Genomic DNA, 15,837 nt, shown 5'->3' with positions numbered 1-15,837 from the left:
CGCCGGAGGCGCCGGCGATGACCGGCACCCCCGGGCAGGCCTGGCGGACCGCCGCGACGAGTTCCACCCGCTCGGCGTCGGTGAGCGCGGCGGCCTCGCCGGTGCTGCCGTTGACGAGCACCCCGCGGATCCCGGCCGCGACCAGCCGCGACGCGTGGTCCGCCGTCCGTTTCGCCTCGACCGCGCCGTCATGGTCGAAGAGGTTGACGAGCGCGACGGCGGGTCCGGTCCAGAGCGGCTGAGTCACCATGAGGTCCAGGGTCCCCCGCCGGGGCGCCGCTAATCCAGGGTCAGCTCGCAGGTGGTCCCGCCGGCGTCCACCGCCACCACGGTGTCGCCGGATCGCACCCGCCACGGCGCGGGGTCGCCCGACCGGACCACCCGGACCGTGGCGCCGTCGCGGGTCACCTCGAACGTGGCCGGCGTGCTGCCCGCCGGCCCCGGCACGGTCGTGGTCCGGGTCCCCTCGGCCAGCTCGAACAGCCGTAGCGTGATGCCGTCGCGGTAGTCGTAGTCCGGCCGGTCGTCGCGGGCACCGATCGCCAGGACCGAGTCCGGGCGCACCAGCAGCGGCACGCTGGCGAAGCCGTGCGTCTCGCGCACCCAGCCCGGCCCCTCGACCACCTCGCCGGTCAGGTAGCCGGTCCAGCGGCCCGCCGGCACGTAGTAGGACGTGTCGCCGTGCTCGCTGAACACCGGCGCGACGAGCAGGCTGTCGCCGAGCAGGTACTGCCGGTCGAGGTGCGTCACCGCCGGGTCGTCGGCGAAGTCGAAGATCATCGGCCGCATCACCGGCAGCCCCTCGCGGTGCGCGCGGCCGGCCGCCTCGAACAGGTACGGCATCAGCGCGTGCTTGAGCCTGGTGAACGCGCGCAGCACGTCGACGGCCTCCTCGTCGAACAGCCACGGCACCCGGTACGTCTGGTTGCCGTGCAGCCGGCTGTGCGAGGAGAGCAGCCCGAACGGGATCCAGCGCTTGAACACGGCCGGGTCGGGCAGCCCCTCGAACCCGCCGATGTCGTGGCTCCAGAAGCCGAAGCCGGACGCCGCCAGGGACAGCCCGCCGCGCAGGCTCTCCGCCATCGACTCGTACGTCGACGAGTTGTCGCCGCCCCAGTGCACCGGGAACTGCTGGCCGCCGACGGTCGCCGAGCGGGCGTAGACCACGGCCTCGCCCTCGCCGCGGTGCTGGCGCAGCACGTCGAAGACCACCCGGTTGTAGAGCTGGGTGTAGTAGTTGTGCATCCGTTCCGGGTCGGAGCCGTCGTGCCAGACCACGTCGAGCGGGATGCGCTCGCCGAAGTCGGACTTGAAGGCGTCGACGCCCATCTCGAGCAGCGCGCGCAGCTTGCCCGCGTACCAGTCGCGGGCCTGGGGGTTGGTGAAGTCGACGAGCGCCATGCCGGCCTGCCAGCGGTCCCACTGCCAGACGTCGCCGTCGGCCCGGCGTACCAGGTAGCCGGCCGCCATGCCCTCGGCGAACAGCGCCGAGCGCTGGGCGATGTACGGGTTGATCCAGACGCAGGTGCGCAGCCCCCGGTCGGAGAGGCGCTTGAGCATGCCCGGCGGGTCCGGGAAGATCCGCGCGTCCCACTCGAAGTCGCACCAGCTGAACTCGCGCATCCAGAAGGTGTCGAAGTGGAAGACGCTCAGCGGCAGGTCCCGCTCGGCCATCCCGTCGACGAAGCCGGTCACCGTCTCCTCGTCGTAGGAGGTGGTGAACGACGTGGAGAGCCACAGGCCGAAGGACCAGGCCGGCGGCAGCGCCGGGCGGCCGGTCAGCGCGGTGTACTTGCGCAGGATGTCCGCCGGGGACGGCCCGTAGATCACCAGGTAGGACAGCGTCTGCCCGCCGACGCTGAACTGGGTGCGGGAGACCAGCTCGGAGCCGACCTCGAAGGACACCCGGCCGGGGTGGTCGACGAGCACGCCGTAGCCGCGGTTGGTGATGTAGAACGGGACGTTCTTGTACGCCTGCTCGCTGCTGGTGCCGCCGTCCTCGTTCCAGATGTCGATCGACTGGCCGTTCTTGACCAGCGGCCCGAACCGCTCGCCGAGGCCGTAGACCGCCTCGCCGACGCCCAGGTCCAGCTGCTCGTGCACGTAGTGCTCGCCGTCGGCGTCGACGATGCCCATGCCCTTGCCCCCGCTGCCGGTCAGCCGCCGGCCGCCGGCCAGGAAGTCGAGCCGCCACGCCTCGCCGCCTGCGAACCGCGCGGTCAGCTCGCCCGAGGTCAGGCTCGTCTCGTCGACCCGGGGCAGGAAGCCCGGCTCGGCCGCGATCTCGAAGACCGGAAGGCGCGGCACCTGGCCCGCGAAGTGACTGATCGTCACCCGTACGACGTCGGGCGCGGGCGCGGTGCAGGCGACCGTGATGATCGGGGCGTCGAGGGTGTCCCCGCGCCCGTGCACCCGCTTTGCCGTCGCGTACGCGGTGAGCGAGTCCGCCCGCGCCGAGGTGTCCTGCAGCTGCACCGGATGCAGCACAGTCAGGCCGTCGCGCTTGCGCCAATAGCCGTCGGTGAACTTCATGATGGTTCCTTTACTTGATGGCGCCGGCGGTGATGCCGCGGGTCAGCGTGCGCTGGAAGATCAGGAAGAAGAGCATCGCGGGCAGGATGCCGATCAGCGCCGAGGCGCTGGTGGTGGTGGCATCCATCTGCCTGTCGCCCTGCAGCACGCCGAGCGCGACCGGGACGGTCTGGTTGGCGTTCGAGATCAGGAAGACCAGGGGCAGGAAGAACTCGTTCCAGGTCCAGATGAAGAAGAACGTGAACAGCACCGCGAGGGTCGGCCTGCTGACCGGGACGACGACCCCCCACAGGGTGCGCCAGCGGCCCGCGCCGTCGACCTCGGCGGCGTCGAGCAACTCGGTCGGGAACTCGGCGTACACCGACGAGAGCAGGTACGTGCCGAACGCGCTCTGTATCACCGTGAAGATGATGATGATCGAGAGCAGGCTGTCGTACAGGTGCAGGCTCTTGGACAGGTAGTACAGGGGATAGACGAGCACCTCCTGCGGCAACAGGTTGGCGACCAGGAAGAAGACCAGGAACCAGACCCGGCCCCGCACCCGGCCGATGCCCAGCGCGTACGCGTTGAAGACCGAGAGGACGACGCCGAGCACGGCCACGACGGCGCTGGTGACGAAGCTGTTCAGCAGCTTGCGGCCGAAGTCGACGCGGTTCCAGAAGTCGACGATGCCGGAGAGGTGCAGCGACTGCGGGATGGACAGCGGCCCGTTGCCCGCGTAGTCCGCCGGGCTCTTGACCGCGTTGAGCGCCACCACCAGCAGCGGCGCCACGACGAGCAGCAGCAGCACGAGCAGCGTGACCAGCACGACGTATCTGGCCGGGTACCGGCGCGCGACGCTCACCTGTTCATCTCCTGGTCGCGGGTCTGCAGGCGCAGGAAGACGAACGCCAGCACGACGATGAACACGGTGAGCACCGTCGAGATCGCCGAGCCGTAGCCGACCTGCGCCTTCTCGAAGAAGTTCTTGTAGGCGAAGTAGGACGGCACCAGGGTCGCGTTGCTCGGCCCGCCCCGGGTCAGCACGAAGATCGGCCCGAAGATCTTCAGCGCGGCGATGGTGGTGGTCACCAGCACCACGTAGAACTCGGGCCGGATCAGGTGCACGGTGATCCGCCGGAAGCGCTGCCACCAGCCGGCGCCGTCGAGGTCGGCGGCCTCGTAGAGCTCGGGGTCGATGCGCTGCAGGCCGGACATGAACATGACGATCGGGTAGCCCAGCTGGACCCAGATCATGATCGCCATGACGCTGTAGAGCGCGTAGTCCGGGTCGCCGAGCCAGTTGCGGGTCAGCGAGGAGAGCCCGGCCGATTCGAGGATCCGGTTCAGCGCGCCGTAGCTCGGGTGCAGGATCCAGCCCCAGACGATGCCGGTCACCGCGACCGGCAGCACCTGCGGCAGGTAGAAGCCCGACCGGAAGGCGCTGGCCCAGCGGGGCTTGAAGACCTTGGCGACGTAGTCGAACAGCACGGCCGCCAGCAGCAGGCCGAGCAGCGTCGGTATCACCGCCATCGCCACGATGAGCAGCAGGATGTGGCCGAACGAGGCCCAGAAGTTCACGTCGTGGAACAGCCGGGTGTAGTTGTCGAAGCCGATCCAGGTCGCAGCGCCGATGCCCGGCCAGCGGGTGAAGCTGATCCCGACGGTCATCACCAGGGGAACGACGATCACCGCGAGGGAGGCCAGCACTCCCGGGATCAGGTACACCCCGTAGCCGGCGCGCCGGCCTCCCTGTCGCGGCCGGCTCATTTGCCGAGGTCGGCGAGGTTGTCGTAGTACGGCTTCGAGACCTCGTCGAGCATCTGTGCCGGGGTCTTGGAGCCGTTGATCAGGCCCTGTACGCCGCCGACCATGACGTCGTAGTAGCCGGGCGCGGGCCAGTCCGGGTAGAAGGCCAGTCCGTCGCTCGACGAGATCCTGGCGAAGTTGGCGATGAGCTCCTTGTTCTTCTCATCGGTGATCTTCGACGGGTCCGCGGCCACCGGAACGCCGCCGGAGTTGCCGAGCAGCGCCTGCACCTCGGGCTGCATGGTGATGTCGATGAAGTCGTACGCCAGGCTCTTGGCCTTGGACTTCTCCGGCACGACCCAGAGGTTGCCGCTGGAGCCCGGGTGCAGGCTGTTGCCCGGGAACAGGAACGTGCCCCACTGGAAGTTCTTGATGTCCGTGGCGAAGCGGCCGTACCACCAGCTGCCCGAGATCATGATCGGGAACTTGCCCTGGGTGAAGGCGACGCCCATGTCCTCGGCCTTGATGCCGGCCGAGTTCTTGGCGATGTAGCCCTTGCGGACCCAGTCGGCGAAGGCCTGCGCGCCGAAGGTCAGCTCGGGCCCGTGGAAGTCGACCTTGTTCTTGTACAGCTGGTAGTCGTCGACGAAGGCCCGGTTCGCCTTGGACAGGGCCAGCTCGTAGAGGATCTGCTGGGCGGGGTATTCGGCGCCGGCCACCGAGAGCGGCGTGACGCCGGCCTTGACGAAGGTGTCCATGGCGGCCTGGAACTCGGCGAGCGTGGCCGGCACGGCGATCTTGTGCTTCGCGAAGAGGTCCTTGTTGTAGTAGACCATCACGTACTCGCCGTAGTTCGGGATGCCGAAGACCTTCCCGCTGCCCATGATGCCGTCCTCGTCGTACCGGGCGGTGGTCTGCAGGCTGGGGCTGAGCTGCTTGTCCCAGCCGCGCTCGGTGGCCTGCCCGGTCAGGTCGGTGAGCAGGCCCTGCTTGGACAGCAGCCCGGCGGTGGCGTTGCCCTTGTTGTACTCGAGGATGTCGGGTGCGCTGTCCGAGTTGAGGATCATGCCGGCGTTCTGCTGGATCTGCTCGAAGCTCTTCTCCTCGAACTTCACCTCGACGCCGGGGTGGCTCGCCTTGAAGAGCTCGATCGCCCTGTTCCAGGCGATGCCCATGGCGCTGGTCGGGCCCTCGTAGTGCCAGAGGGTGAGCGACTTGGCGTCGGCGCCCTCGTCGTCGGAACCGGAGTCGCTGCAAGCGGTAAGGCCGAGGGACGCCGCCAGAAGCAGCGCAATGGTGCGGGCGAAGCTCATTCGTGGTCTGAACATGCCGTCCTCCCAGGGGGGAACCGAGGCCGTTGAAGCGCTTCGACACGCGGCCAGTCGAAGCGCTTCGATGACGGGGTCTGGGCAGACGCTAGGGAACGACTCCCGTGGATGTCAACAGTGTGACGGGGGGATTTCTCAGGGGCGGGGGGCGCAGCTGTCCCGTTCGATGATCGTCGGCGGCAGCAGCCGGGTCCCCGGGGTCCGGCGCCCGTCGAGCAGGCTCATCGCCATGTCGACCGCGATCGTGCCGACGTCGTGCGCCGGGATGTCCGCCGAGGTGAGCCGCACCGGCAGGCCGGTCGCGACGTCGCGCGGGCAGATCGCCACGATCGACAGGTCCTGCGGCACCCGGCGGCCGCTGCTGCGCAGTTCCTCCAGCAACGGCAGCAGCGCCTCCTCGTTGTGCACGACCAGCGCCGACACGTCCGGCAGCTCCGCGTCGATCTGCGCGAGGCAGGCCCGCACGCCCTTCGCGCCCGGCTCGCACGGGTGCGCGACCGTGTCGAGCCCGAGCCGGGCGGACGCCTCGGTGAAACCGCTCAGGAACCGCGACGCGTACGTCGTGCCGCGCTCGTAGACCGCGGGCGAGGGGCCGACCAGGGCGATCCGGGTGTGCCCGTGCCCGGCCAGGTGGCTCAGGCACTCGGCGGCGGTCGCGGCGAAGTCCAGGTCGACGCAGGCGATCCCGGCGGCGTCGTCGGGGAACCCGATCAGCACCGACGGCTGCTTGAGCCGGCCCAGCGCCGGGATGCGGACGTCGTCACGCTCCACGTCCATCACGATGAGCGCGTCGACCATGGTGGCCCCGGCGACCCGCTCCAGCCCGGCGGTGCCCTCGTCCTTGGTCAGCAGCAGCACGTCGTGGTTGTAGGTCCGGGCCGCGGTCACCACGGCGGTCACGAACTGCATGATGACCGGCACGCTGACGTCCACCCGCAGCGGCACGACCAGCGCCAGCACGCTGGTCTTGCTGCTGGCCAGCGCCCGGGCGCCGGCGTGCGGGTGGTAGCCGAGCTCGGCGATCGCCGCCTTGACCCGGGCCTGGGTCTCGGCGGAGATCGGCCGGCGGCCGCTGAGCACGTAGGAGACCGTGCTCATCGAGACACCGGCCGCGCGGGCGACGTCGCTGATCGTCGGCATCGCCCCTCCCCCGGTTCCGCTGCTGCTGCTGGTCAGCCGAATCCTACTGACCGATCATTCGATCTTGAAGGTCGCCAGCCGCAGGCCCGCCCCGAGCACCAGATAGACGTCCTGTCTCCCGGCGGCCCGGCCGAGCCGGGCCGTCGTGGTCGCGTACGTGTATTCATCGGCGGTGGCCGCCGGCCGCGCGGTGCCGAGCAGCCTGCCGGTCGGCGAGCCGACCCGGACCTCGATCGTGCCGGAGCCCGCGACCCGGGCGGTGAAGGCGGTGCCGAGGCGCGAGCCCTTGAAGGCGATCCAGCCGCCGGCGGCGGACGCGCCCACCGCGGTGCCGCGGGCCTTGCTCTCGTCCACCAGCCGCGCACCCGCGTACGCGTCGAAGCTCTCCGCCCGGGTGGTCCGGGTCAGGTCCCGGGCCGGGATCGTCTCGCCGGCGACGCGCAGCGTGCCGCGCCGGCGGATGTCGGCCGAGGAAGCGCCGACCAGCAGGTCGTGTGTGGACGACTCGATGACCCAGCGGCCGCGGGTGACGTCCCAGTGCGCCAGGTCGGCGATCTTCAGGCGCAGGTCGACGGTCGCGGTGCGCCCCGGCGCCAGGTTGACCCGCTGGAACGCCCGCAGCTGCTTGACCGGCATCCGGTCGCGCGAGGTGCGCTGGTGGGTGTAGAGCTGCACGACCTCGTCGCCGGCGCGGCCTCCGGTGTTGGTGACGTCGACGGACACGGTCACCGTGTCGCCGCGGGTCCGCGTGCGCAGCCCGGAGTAGCGGAACCTGGTGTACGAGAGCCCGTGGCCGAACGCGTACAGCGGCCTCTGCGTGCTGTAGAGATAGGTCTGGCCGGACGAGATGATGTCGTAGTCGAGCAGGTCGGCCGGGAGCTGGTGGTCCGAGCGGTACCAGGTCTGGGTCAGCCGCCCGCCCGGGTTGCGGTCGCCGAACAGGACGTCGGCGACGGCGTGCCCGGTCTCCGCGCCCGCGTGGGTGGTCCAGAGGATGGCCGGAACGTGCTGCTGCTCCCAGGTGATGGTGTCCGGGTAGCTGGTCTGCAGCACCACCGTCGTCCGCGGGTTCGCCGCCAGCACCGCCTTCACCAGCGCCTGCTGGCTCTCGCCCAGCGCCATCGTGGTGCGGTCGTGCGCCTCGCGCCCGTTGATGAACGGGTTGCTGCCGACGACCACGACCGCGGAGTCGGCGCCCTTGACGGCGGCGACCGCCTGGTCGACGCCGCTGCTGAGCACCTCGCGGGCGAAGTGGGCGGCGCCCTCGGCGGTGGCCGAGCCGAGCGTCAGCGCCCCGTCCGCCCCGACGGTGACATACGTGTTGGGGCCGAACCAGCTCTCCTGCGTCTCGTAGCCCGCGTAGTGCAGCACGTAGCTGCCGTCGGGCTGGCGCTCGAGCTTGAACTGCTGCTGCACGAACCAGCCGTTGGGCTGCGCGTCGCGGGTCACGAACGGACCCCAGTTGTAGCCGAGGTACCTGCCGTTGGCGACGCTGCGCAGCGTCGCGACGCCCTGGCCCCAGTCGACCATGTCGAACTGGGCGGCGCCGTCGGCGGTCGCGCCGGTGACGGTGACCGGGTTCGCGTCGGTGGTCCCGGTCGCGGTCACGTACCGGCCGGTGCCGACGTCCCTGAGCGCGATGCGGTCCGCGCCCTCGCTGCTGGTCACGCTCGCGGCGCGCTCCCGGATGCCGTCCAGGGTGGTGACCTCGTACGGGAGCTTGCCGCCGTACCAGTCGGTGTAGAGGGTGCCGGCCAGCGGGCCGACCACGGCGACCCTGCCGCCGGGGGCCAGCGGCAGGGCGTTGCCGGAGTTCTTCAACAGCACGATCGCCTGGCCGGCGGCCTCCCGGGCCAGCCTGCGGTGCGCCGGACTGTCGATGACCTCCGGGCCGATCCCCGCGTGCGGTCCGCCGTCGGGGTCGAACTCGCCCAGCCGGAACCGGATGCTCAGCGCGTGCCCGACCGCGGTGTCCACGGCGGCCTCGGTGAGCAGGCCCCGGGCGAGGGCCTCCTTGATCGCGGCGACCGTCGGCGCGCCGTCGGCGTCGTTGACGGTGAAGCTGTCCAGCCCGGCCTTCAGGACGGCCGCGTCCGCCTCGGCCTGGGTCGGGTAGTAGCCCTGCGAACCGGTCAGGTTGGTCGGCGCCCAGGCGTCGGTGACGTTGAACAACGGCCGGTCGGACCAGCCGCGGACCAGCCCGGACAGGTCCGGGTCCACCGTGGCGGGACGGCCGTTGATCAGGTTGTACGAGGCCATCACCCCGGTCGCGGCGCCCGACTCGATCGCCGGCTTGAACGCCCGGCGGTCATACTCGTTGAGCACCCGCTGCGGCACGTTCGACGACGTGACGTCGCGCCGGGTCTCGTTGTTGTAGGCCGCGTAGTGCTTCAGCGTCGCCGCGGTCTTCAGGTGATCGGGATCGTCACCCTGCAACCCTTTTCCGTACGCGGTGGAGATCGCCCCGGTGAGCAGCGGATCCTCGGAGTAGCCCTCCTCGTTGCGGCCCCAGCGCGGGTCCCGGAGCGGGTTCACCACCGGCGCCCACAGGTTCAGGCCCCAGACCCGGGGGTTCAGCGCGTGGTAACCGCGCGCCTCGTCGCCGACCGCCGACCCGACCCGCCGCAGCAGCGCCGGATCCCAGGTGCTGGCCAGGCCGACGGCCTGCGGGAACGCCGTGCCCTGCGCGGTCACCACCGCGCCGTTCGCGTCCACGTCGGTGGACCAGGCGACGCCGTGCAGCGCCTCGGTGCCGGTCTTGAAGAAGTCGACGCCGAGCCGCGGTATCGCCGGCTGATACTGGTGCAGCAGCGAGACCTTCTCGTCCAGGGTGAGCCGGCCGACAAGGTCGTCGATGCGGGCGCCGAGGGGCAGGCGGGGGTCCCGGAACGGATACGACGGCTCGGCGGCGCTCGCCGCGGCGGAGGCGCCCGCCAGGGTGACGAGGGCGACCGCGGCCACGGCGAGAGCACGCCGGAGGTGCCTGTTTCGCATGGGTCCTTCTCCTGGTACGCCGCAATCGAAGCGCTTCGACGATCGGCTACACGCAGTGATCGCGAGTCGGTGGGATGGTTACCGACCATAGATGCCGGGCGATGAGGAGGCAACAGCCGTTCCGCCGCCGTTCGGAAATCCGCGCGTCACACATCCGGCGTTCCGGTACCCAGTGGACGGTGCTGTTGAATGGCGGCCATGGAGTGGATCGTGCCGTTCATCGTGTTCCTGCCGCTGATGCTGATACTCGCGCTCGTCGCCGGCGGCCGTCGTCCCACCGTCGACCGCAAGACTCTCCGGCTGGCGTCGGTCGAGCGCAAGCTGGACCTGATCATGGCCCACCTGGAGATCCGCGAACCCGAGCCCGGCATCCCGGGGCCGGTTCTGCGGGAGCTGCTCGCCGGGCGCAAGCTCCTGGCTATCCAGAGGTACCGCGAGGCCACCGGCGCCGGGCTGAAAGAGGCCAAGGACGCCGTCGAGCTCTTCGTCAGGCAGCAGGGTGCGGGATGACGTTCGCGGCCCTGCCGCGCCGGCTCAGTGCGGGGTGGTGCCGAAGGTGGTGCCCAGGGCGAGCCCCGCGGAGCAGTCCAGCTCGCCGGGGGCCAGCTGGATGCGCGACGGCCGCCAGAGTTCCGCGCCCTGTGCGGTGACGCGGGCGACGATGCAGTCGTACTGGGAGGCGCGCAACGCGACGCCGACGACGTCGTCCTGCGCGACAACGTCCTGCTTGACGGCCGGGTCGAGTCTCAGGCGGGCGACCGCCGCGCGGACCGCGGATTCCTTGGGGCCGACGGATTTCAGGGCGCTTCGCAGCGCCTCGTCGACGTTGTCCAGCGACGGATCGGAGGCGGTGGGGATCGGCGCGCCCACCGGGCAGTCGATGTCGTCGTCGCGGCTGTCATCGTCGGGCCCCAGCTGGAGACGGAAGCAGATCGGGACGTCGCGATCGAGGATCACCGAGCCGTCCTCGCCGGTCGCAAAGCCCTTGCCGGTCACCTTCAGCACCAGGGTCACACCGGTGTCCCAGTGCGACTCGCCGGCGACGGACAGAACCTGGACGCCGGGTTGCAGGCCCGCGCTGTGCACGAATTCGTCGGCCCGGTTGGCGCGGTCGTAGTCGAACCGGGCGACCACGTTGTCGACCTTGTTCGCGGCGTCGGCCGCCGCGGTGTCGTGAAGCTGCACGTCCGGATGCATGCTCAGGCGGTGGTCGATGTACCACCACGCGCCGGCCGCCCCGATCACCAGCACCGCGCCGAACGCGATCCATCGTCCCCGCATCGACATGGGTGGAAGTATGCCCCGACGGGGTTCAGCGGAACTCGGCGACAACGGTGATCGTTCCGACGATGTCGGCGTTGAGCTCGCCCAGATCCTCGGCCGGGATCCAGTACTCCAGGATGGTGCGGCCGCCGACCTGATGCACCTCGTACCCGTCCAGGAACGACCGGCGGACCTCGAACCGGGTCACGTATCCCACGCCGGAGGCCGGGACGTTCCAGTCCCGGGCGATCATGGTGGCGTACTCCTCGTTCAGCACCGGGTAGAAGATCGGCTGGTCCGGCAGCCGCGGCGGCCAGGCACGCCAGCCCGAGCCCTCGACCAGCGCCAGCTCCTCCGGGCCGGTCGGCCGCCACAACGTCACCACTTCGGCATCCCGCACCGGACCATGATCGTTCAAGGGTGCCGGCAGGCCAAGCCGGTCGCTACCTGTGACCGTTTGCCGTACGCCGAGTTTTCCTTGCCGCAATTGAGCGCGGTCCGGGTTAGCCTTGCGGTATATGGCTACTTATCGCAGCGACTCAGTGCTTCTCGCCGCCGACGGCACCCGGACTCCCGGCAGGGCGGCGCTCTTCGCCGAGCCCGCCCGCAAGGGCGGGGTCCCGCCGTGGGCAGGCGACTTCCGGCCCGCCGACAGCGCCGGCAACGGCCCCAAGAACGCGGTCGGCAAGACCTTCACGCTGGAGTTGCCCGACGGCAGCACCGGCAAGGTCGTGGTCCAGGGCGTCAAGCGGGGCAAGGGCGGCGTGGTGCTGGCGCTGATGGGCGAGGACGCGCCCCCCTTCTGATCCGGGCCGATCGCCGATGACAATGCGTCCGGCCGGCCGCCGGGCGCATTGCCTCCACTCCGCATGCCGTGAAGCCGGACTCGTCCGGCCGCGCGCACCGCTAGGCTGACCAGGGCCGTGACCCCGAGGCCTACAGGAGATGTCATGTCCCATGCGGTGGACTTCGGCACCGTTTCGACCGTCGGCCTGGAGTCGTCGCCGGTCGCGGACGCGCTTGCCGGCCTGCGGGCGAACGAGGCCCGATACTTCAAGAACAAGTACGACCACGTCTTCACGGTCGAGCCGGCGAGCGAGGCCCGGTCGACCGTCGACTGGGTGAGCCACATCCTCGAGAAGGAACGCGGCATCGTCATCTCCTCCCCTCCCCTCGAGGCGACCGAGTTCCAGGTCGAGAACATCCGGATGGCGTACGTCTTCTACGAGAGCGGCCTGTCGATCAACGTGATGTACACGATCGACGACGGCGGGAAACGGGCGGTCGGATTCAAGCTCTCCGACGGCATGGACGTTCCGGAGGAACTCGGGGCGTTCAAGTTCGCCCGGCAGAAGTCGAAGCTGGCCGGAACGATCCGCGGCACCTACTTCGTCATCAAGAACGAGTACTGACCCTCCGAGCCACCGGGTGCCCGGCATCGGGCATCGATCGTGCCGCCGGTGTAGCCCGCGTCCAGGCGAGGAACCGGTCGAACATCTCGCCCACGGGCATGCCCGGCAGGTCGCCTGCGGCTTGCTCGAGATTGGCCCAGGCGTACATGGCGAGCTGAATCGGACCCAGCTCGGCGGCCAGGGCCTCGCGCGCCGGGTCGCACGGCCACGGCATCCCACAGCTGCGGCAATCCCAGGACGGCCGCTCGCCCACGTGCTCGCTCATCGTTGCCTCCCGCTCCGGGAAGGCGACGGCCGGGAATCTCTCACGATGGCACCGACCGCCGCCTCCGCGATCGATCGTGGTCCTGCGATCACGGAATATGGAGCATGCCGGTGTCCGCAGCACACGCGGCTGCGTCCGCAGGGATGCGGACAGGGTCAGCGCTCTTCGTGCGGATGCGCCGCCTCGGCCTCTTCGCGCAGCTCGCGGCCCTCCGGCGAACCGGTTCCATCCACTCCGGCGACCACCTCCGCGACCCGCCACCAGTTCGACGGCACGATCCGGCCCGAGCGGATCGCCGCACGCGCCGCCGCTGCCGCCTCTTCCGGCCGCGGCTTGTCACCTGCCAGCAGCGCCAACCCGAGGTCGAGCCGGGCCGAGGCGACCCGGCGCGGCCGCGCCCCTTCCGCCTCCAGCTCGGCGATGACGTCGCGGGCCACCTGCTCGGCGCCAGGGTCGCCGACCCATGCCAGGGTCGTGGCCGCGTACGAGTGGGACTTGCGCGGGTCGTACTGGTAATGGTGCTCGGGATGCTCGGGTTGGGGGTAGCGCTCGGCCATCCCCTCGACGCGGCGCAGGGCATCGCGAGTCGCCGCCTGGTCTCCGAGGCGTGCCCAGGCGCGGCCCTCCTGCGCGGTGGCCTGCACGATCGCGGAACCTCCGGCCGGCGCGACGGCCTGAGCCTCGCGGGACAGGTCCACCGCGCGCCGGTAGTCGCCGCGGGTCAGCGCATCCCACGCCTGCGTCTCCAGGCACCAGGCGGCGATCTCCGCATGCTCAGCCTGCTCAGCCAGAGCCGCCGCGGTCCCAAGGTGCGCGTCGGCGGCGGCGCGCTGCCGTAGGTCCACGTGCAGGGTGGCGCGCAGCAGCGCCAGCCAGCCGCCGGCCACGAGCAGCCGGCGACGCTGCCGCAGCGTGCTGCGGCCGTCGAGCAGCTGGTCAACGTAGCGCAGGTGTCGCCGCACCCGGGGCAGGAGGTCGATGGGCGCAGCGGTGGCGTACGACATTGCCATCGCGTCGGCGGCCCGCTCCAGCCGGTCGAGGGTGCCGTCGCTGACGTCGGTCGCGGCGGCGCGCTGTGCCGGCTCGAGCGCCTCCAGCTCGCCCTCGACGTCGTCCGGCGCCGGGGTGCGCAGCGACGCCAGGAGGCGGCCGTGCGCGCCGAGCGCCTGGTCGAGAGCGGCGATGATCTCGCGGGTTGGTCGCCGCCGGCGCTTCTCCAGGTCGCTGATCTGGCTGGGGCTGACCGTGGAGAGCGCGGCGAGCCGCCGGTACGAGAGGCGGCGCTGTACACGTAGTCGGAGGAGTTCGTCGGCGAGGTCCATCGGTCGTCACATCCCTGCTTGCGGTCAGGGCGGCGGCCGGCCGCAAGTCCGGCCGCCACGGTCGACGGTACCGCTCGGTGTCACCGACTCTCGGCGGCGTTGCGCCCCGGTGGCGGGCCTGCCCGCGGGTCGGCAGGATCGGGGCATGACCTCCGCACCGCACCGGCCGGCGATCGGCTCGCTGCTGGCCGTGGCCCTGGACGCCCCGGACATCGATCGCCTCGCCACCTTCTACGAGCGGCTCGCGGGCTGGCGACGCGTACCCGACGGCGACGACGACTGGATCACGCTGGATGCCGGCGACGGCTGGCGGGTCGGCCTGCAGCCGGCCGCCGACCACGTGCCGCCGCGCTGGCCGGGCCAGGACCGTCCGCAGCAGGCCCACCTCGATTTCCGGGTGCCGGACCTTGCCGCGGCCACGGAACGGGCACAGCGGCTCGGTGCCACCGTGCTGCGCCGCAACGAGCAGTGGCACACGCTTGCCGACCCGGCCGGCCACCCGTTCGACCTGTGCCTCAACCCGGACGTGCCGCGGACCACGCTGATGGGCGTCATGCTCGACTGCCCCGACGTGGCGACGCTGAGCCGGTTCTACGCGGAACTGCTCGGCAAACCGGTGACGTACGAGGGGGACGGGATCGCCATGATCGGCGAGGACGGCGCGCAGCCGGTGATGTTCCAGCAGGTGCCGGGGTACACCGCGCCGCGCTGGCCGGATCCGGCGTTCCCGCAGCAGTTCCACCTCGAGGTGGCGGTGCGCGACCTGGATTCGGCCGAGCGGGCCGTCCTCGGCCTGGGCGCCGCCCGGCTGGCCGGCGACGAACCGAACTGGCGCGTCTTCGCCGACCCGGCCGGCAAACCGTTCTGCCTGATACCGACGGTCTAGGGGTGGTCCTGTTCGGCCCGGTCGGCGAGGGCCTGGCGGGCCGCGGCGAGCACGGCCGGGTCCTCACAGCCCCGGGCGTACCCGGCGATCCGCCGGCGGATGTCGCGACCGAGCAGCCACGTGCCGATCCGCTCGGCGGCCGGGCGCAGCGCGGCGGGCCGGCACCGGAAGTTGTAGCGCCAGGTGGCGACGGTGTGGCCGGGCCGGTCCGGTGCGGGCGCGAAGCGCCAGCCGCCGCCGAACATCTCGAAGAACCAGGGCCCGCGCACCATCTTCATGCCGACGTTGGTCGGCGGGTGGAACGACACGTACTCGCTGATCATCGCGATGCCGTGCCGGGACCGGGTGAAGGTGCGCACGCCCTTGGCGGGCCGGGTGGCGCCGTCGACGAAATGCTGCTCGCGCACGAAGGGATCCCACCGGTACCGCACCGGGGCGGTGGTCTGCGACACGGCGAAGGCGACATCCGGTGGCACGGGGACGACGATGGTCGCCTCAACGACAGGCATGCCGCCATTGTCGTCCATCAGTGCACGGTGCCGCGTACCGCCCAGGCGCGGGCGGCGAGCCGGATCGACCCGTCGGGCTCGGCCGGCAGGCGCCCGCGGAGCAGGTCCCGTAGCGCCGCGCGCCGCCGCGACGGCAGCGCCGCGACATAGCCGGGTGCCGGTCCCTGGCCGCCGAGGAAGGGCCGCCACAGGTCGTCGAAGCCGGCGAACACCGTCGGCACCTCGATCGGCCGGGTGTCGACCCGGGCGAATCCGGCGCCCACCCACAGCCGGGCGAGGGGTCCGGGCAGGCACAGCGGGAAGCGCCGGGCCTCGTCGAGCGGCGCGGCGCCCGGGTCGAGGGCGACGGCGGCGTCCCAGAAGTGCCGCATCATCGCCATGCCCTCGGCGTAGTCCCAGACGTAGGCCGCGGCCGTCCCGCCCGGCCGGCAGACCCGGGCGAGCTCGGCCGCCGCCCG

The 15,837-nt window shown here is 71.1% G+C and carries 16 protein-coding genes and 1 pseudogene; 4 read left to right on the top strand and 13 right to left on the bottom strand.

All coding sequences use genetic code 11. From position 1 onward, the window contains the following. From AB0F10_RS37595 to AB0F10_RS37565, 7 genes are all read right to left on the bottom strand, one after another. The coding region (locus tag AB0F10_RS37595) for a dihydrodipicolinate synthase family protein (protein WP_360636654.1) at nt 1–250 on the bottom strand (250 nt) is incomplete at its 3' end. Nucleotides 251–279: 29 nt separating this feature from the next. After that, nucleotides 280–2,532, bottom strand: coding sequence for an alpha-xylosidase (gene yicI / locus AB0F10_RS37590; protein ID WP_360636651.1), 2,253 nt, complete (start codon nt 2,530–2,532; stop codon nt 280–282). A 10-nt stretch (nt 2,533–2,542) separates the two neighbouring features. Beyond that, complete coding sequence (locus AB0F10_RS37585; protein ID WP_360636648.1) at nt 2,543–3,376, bottom strand: carbohydrate ABC transporter permease; 834 nt, start codon at nt 3,374–3,376, stop codon at nt 2,543–2,545. After that, the gene (locus AB0F10_RS37580; RefSeq protein ID WP_360636645.1) at nt 3,373–4,281 is read right to left on the bottom strand and encodes a sugar ABC transporter permease; all 909 of its coding nucleotides are present in this window, start codon (nt 4,279–4,281) and stop codon (nt 3,373–3,375) included. The genes AB0F10_RS37585 and AB0F10_RS37580 overlap by 4 nt, the downstream gene beginning before the upstream one ends. Next, a complete protein-coding gene (locus tag AB0F10_RS37575) occupies nt 4,278–5,588 on the bottom strand; it encodes an extracellular solute-binding protein (protein WP_360636642.1) in 1,311 nt (436 codons plus the stop codon). The genes AB0F10_RS37580 and AB0F10_RS37575 overlap by 4 nt, the downstream gene beginning before the upstream one ends. A gap of 135 nt (nt 5,589–5,723) precedes the next feature. Further along, entirely contained in the window at nt 5,724–6,728 is a 1,005-nt protein-coding gene (locus tag AB0F10_RS37570; RefSeq protein WP_360636639.1) for a LacI family DNA-binding transcriptional regulator, read from the bottom strand. A 54-nt stretch (nt 6,729–6,782) separates the two neighbouring features. After that, complete coding sequence (locus AB0F10_RS37565) at nt 6,783–9,722, bottom strand: glycoside hydrolase family 3 C-terminal domain-containing protein (protein WP_360636636.1); 2,940 nt, start codon at nt 9,720–9,722, stop codon at nt 6,783–6,785. A gap of 189 nt (nt 9,723–9,911) precedes the next feature. On the opposite strand from AB0F10_RS37565, the gene AB0F10_RS37560 reads away from it, so the two are divergent. Next, entirely contained in the window at nt 9,912–10,232 is a 321-nt protein-coding gene (locus AB0F10_RS37560) for a hypothetical protein (RefSeq protein WP_360636633.1), read from the top strand. Between the two features lie 24 nt (nt 10,233–10,256). On the opposite strand, the gene AB0F10_RS37555 is transcribed toward AB0F10_RS37560, so the two are convergent. Together AB0F10_RS37555 and AB0F10_RS37550 are read right to left on the bottom strand one after the other, a co-directional pair. Beyond that, the gene (locus tag AB0F10_RS37555; RefSeq protein WP_360636630.1) at nt 10,257–11,009 is read right to left on the bottom strand and encodes a hypothetical protein; all 753 of its coding nucleotides are present in this window, start codon (nt 11,007–11,009) and stop codon (nt 10,257–10,259) included. Nucleotides 11,010–11,034: 25 nt separating this feature from the next. Then, a complete protein-coding gene (locus AB0F10_RS37550) occupies nt 11,035–11,385 on the bottom strand; it encodes an ADP-ribosylation/crystallin J1 (RefSeq protein ID WP_360636627.1) in 351 nt (116 codons plus the stop codon). Between the two features lie 118 nt (nt 11,386–11,503). On the opposite strand from AB0F10_RS37550, the gene AB0F10_RS37545 reads away from it, so the two are divergent. Both AB0F10_RS37545 and AB0F10_RS37540 read left to right on the top strand, forming a co-directional pair. Next, nucleotides 11,504–11,791, top strand: coding sequence for a hypothetical protein (locus AB0F10_RS37545; RefSeq protein ID WP_360636624.1), 288 nt, complete (start codon nt 11,504–11,506; stop codon nt 11,789–11,791). 144 nt (nt 11,792–11,935) lie between these two features. After that, nucleotides 11,936–12,397 (top strand): phage tail protein, encoded by a 462-nt coding sequence (locus AB0F10_RS37540; RefSeq protein WP_360636621.1) that lies wholly within the window; start codon nt 11,936–11,938, stop codon nt 12,395–12,397. Here the strand turns inward: AB0F10_RS37540 and AB0F10_RS37535 are convergent. Together AB0F10_RS37535 and AB0F10_RS37530 are read right to left on the bottom strand one after the other, a co-directional pair. Beyond that, the gene (locus tag AB0F10_RS37535; RefSeq protein WP_360636618.1) at nt 12,381–12,662 is read right to left on the bottom strand and encodes a hypothetical protein; all 282 of its coding nucleotides are present in this window, start codon (nt 12,660–12,662) and stop codon (nt 12,381–12,383) included. The genes AB0F10_RS37540 and AB0F10_RS37535 overlap by 17 nt on opposite strands. Before the next feature lie 155 nt (nt 12,663–12,817). After that, the gene (locus AB0F10_RS37530) at nt 12,818–13,984 is read right to left on the bottom strand and encodes a helix-turn-helix transcriptional regulator (RefSeq protein WP_360636615.1); all 1,167 of its coding nucleotides are present in this window, start codon (nt 13,982–13,984) and stop codon (nt 12,818–12,820) included. 145 nt (nt 13,985–14,129) lie between these two features. Between AB0F10_RS37530 and AB0F10_RS37525 the strand changes: the two genes are divergently transcribed. Continuing rightward, nucleotides 14,130–14,870, top strand: a complete 741-nt coding sequence (locus tag AB0F10_RS37525) for a VOC family protein (protein ID WP_360636612.1) — start codon at nt 14,130–14,132, stop codon at nt 14,868–14,870. Here AB0F10_RS37525 and AB0F10_RS37520 read toward each other — a convergent pair. Beyond that, nucleotides 14,867–15,379 (bottom strand): SRPBCC family protein, encoded by a 513-nt coding sequence (locus AB0F10_RS37520; RefSeq protein ID WP_360636609.1) that lies wholly within the window; start codon nt 15,377–15,379, stop codon nt 14,867–14,869. The two genes, AB0F10_RS37525 and AB0F10_RS37520, sit on opposite strands and share 4 nt — an antisense overlap. 17 nt (nt 15,380–15,396) lie before the next feature. Beyond that, a pseudogene (locus AB0F10_RS37515) lies at nt 15,397–15,837 on the bottom strand (SAM-dependent methyltransferase); the annotation flags it as partial.

This window comes from Actinoplanes sp. NPDC026623, from assembly GCF_040638275.1.
In the GTDB taxonomy this organism is placed as follows: domain Bacteria; phylum Actinomycetota; class Actinomycetes; order Mycobacteriales; family Micromonosporaceae; genus Actinoplanes.
Note: the sequence above shows the minus strand (reverse complement) of the source record. Positions and strands in the feature narration are given on the sequence as shown.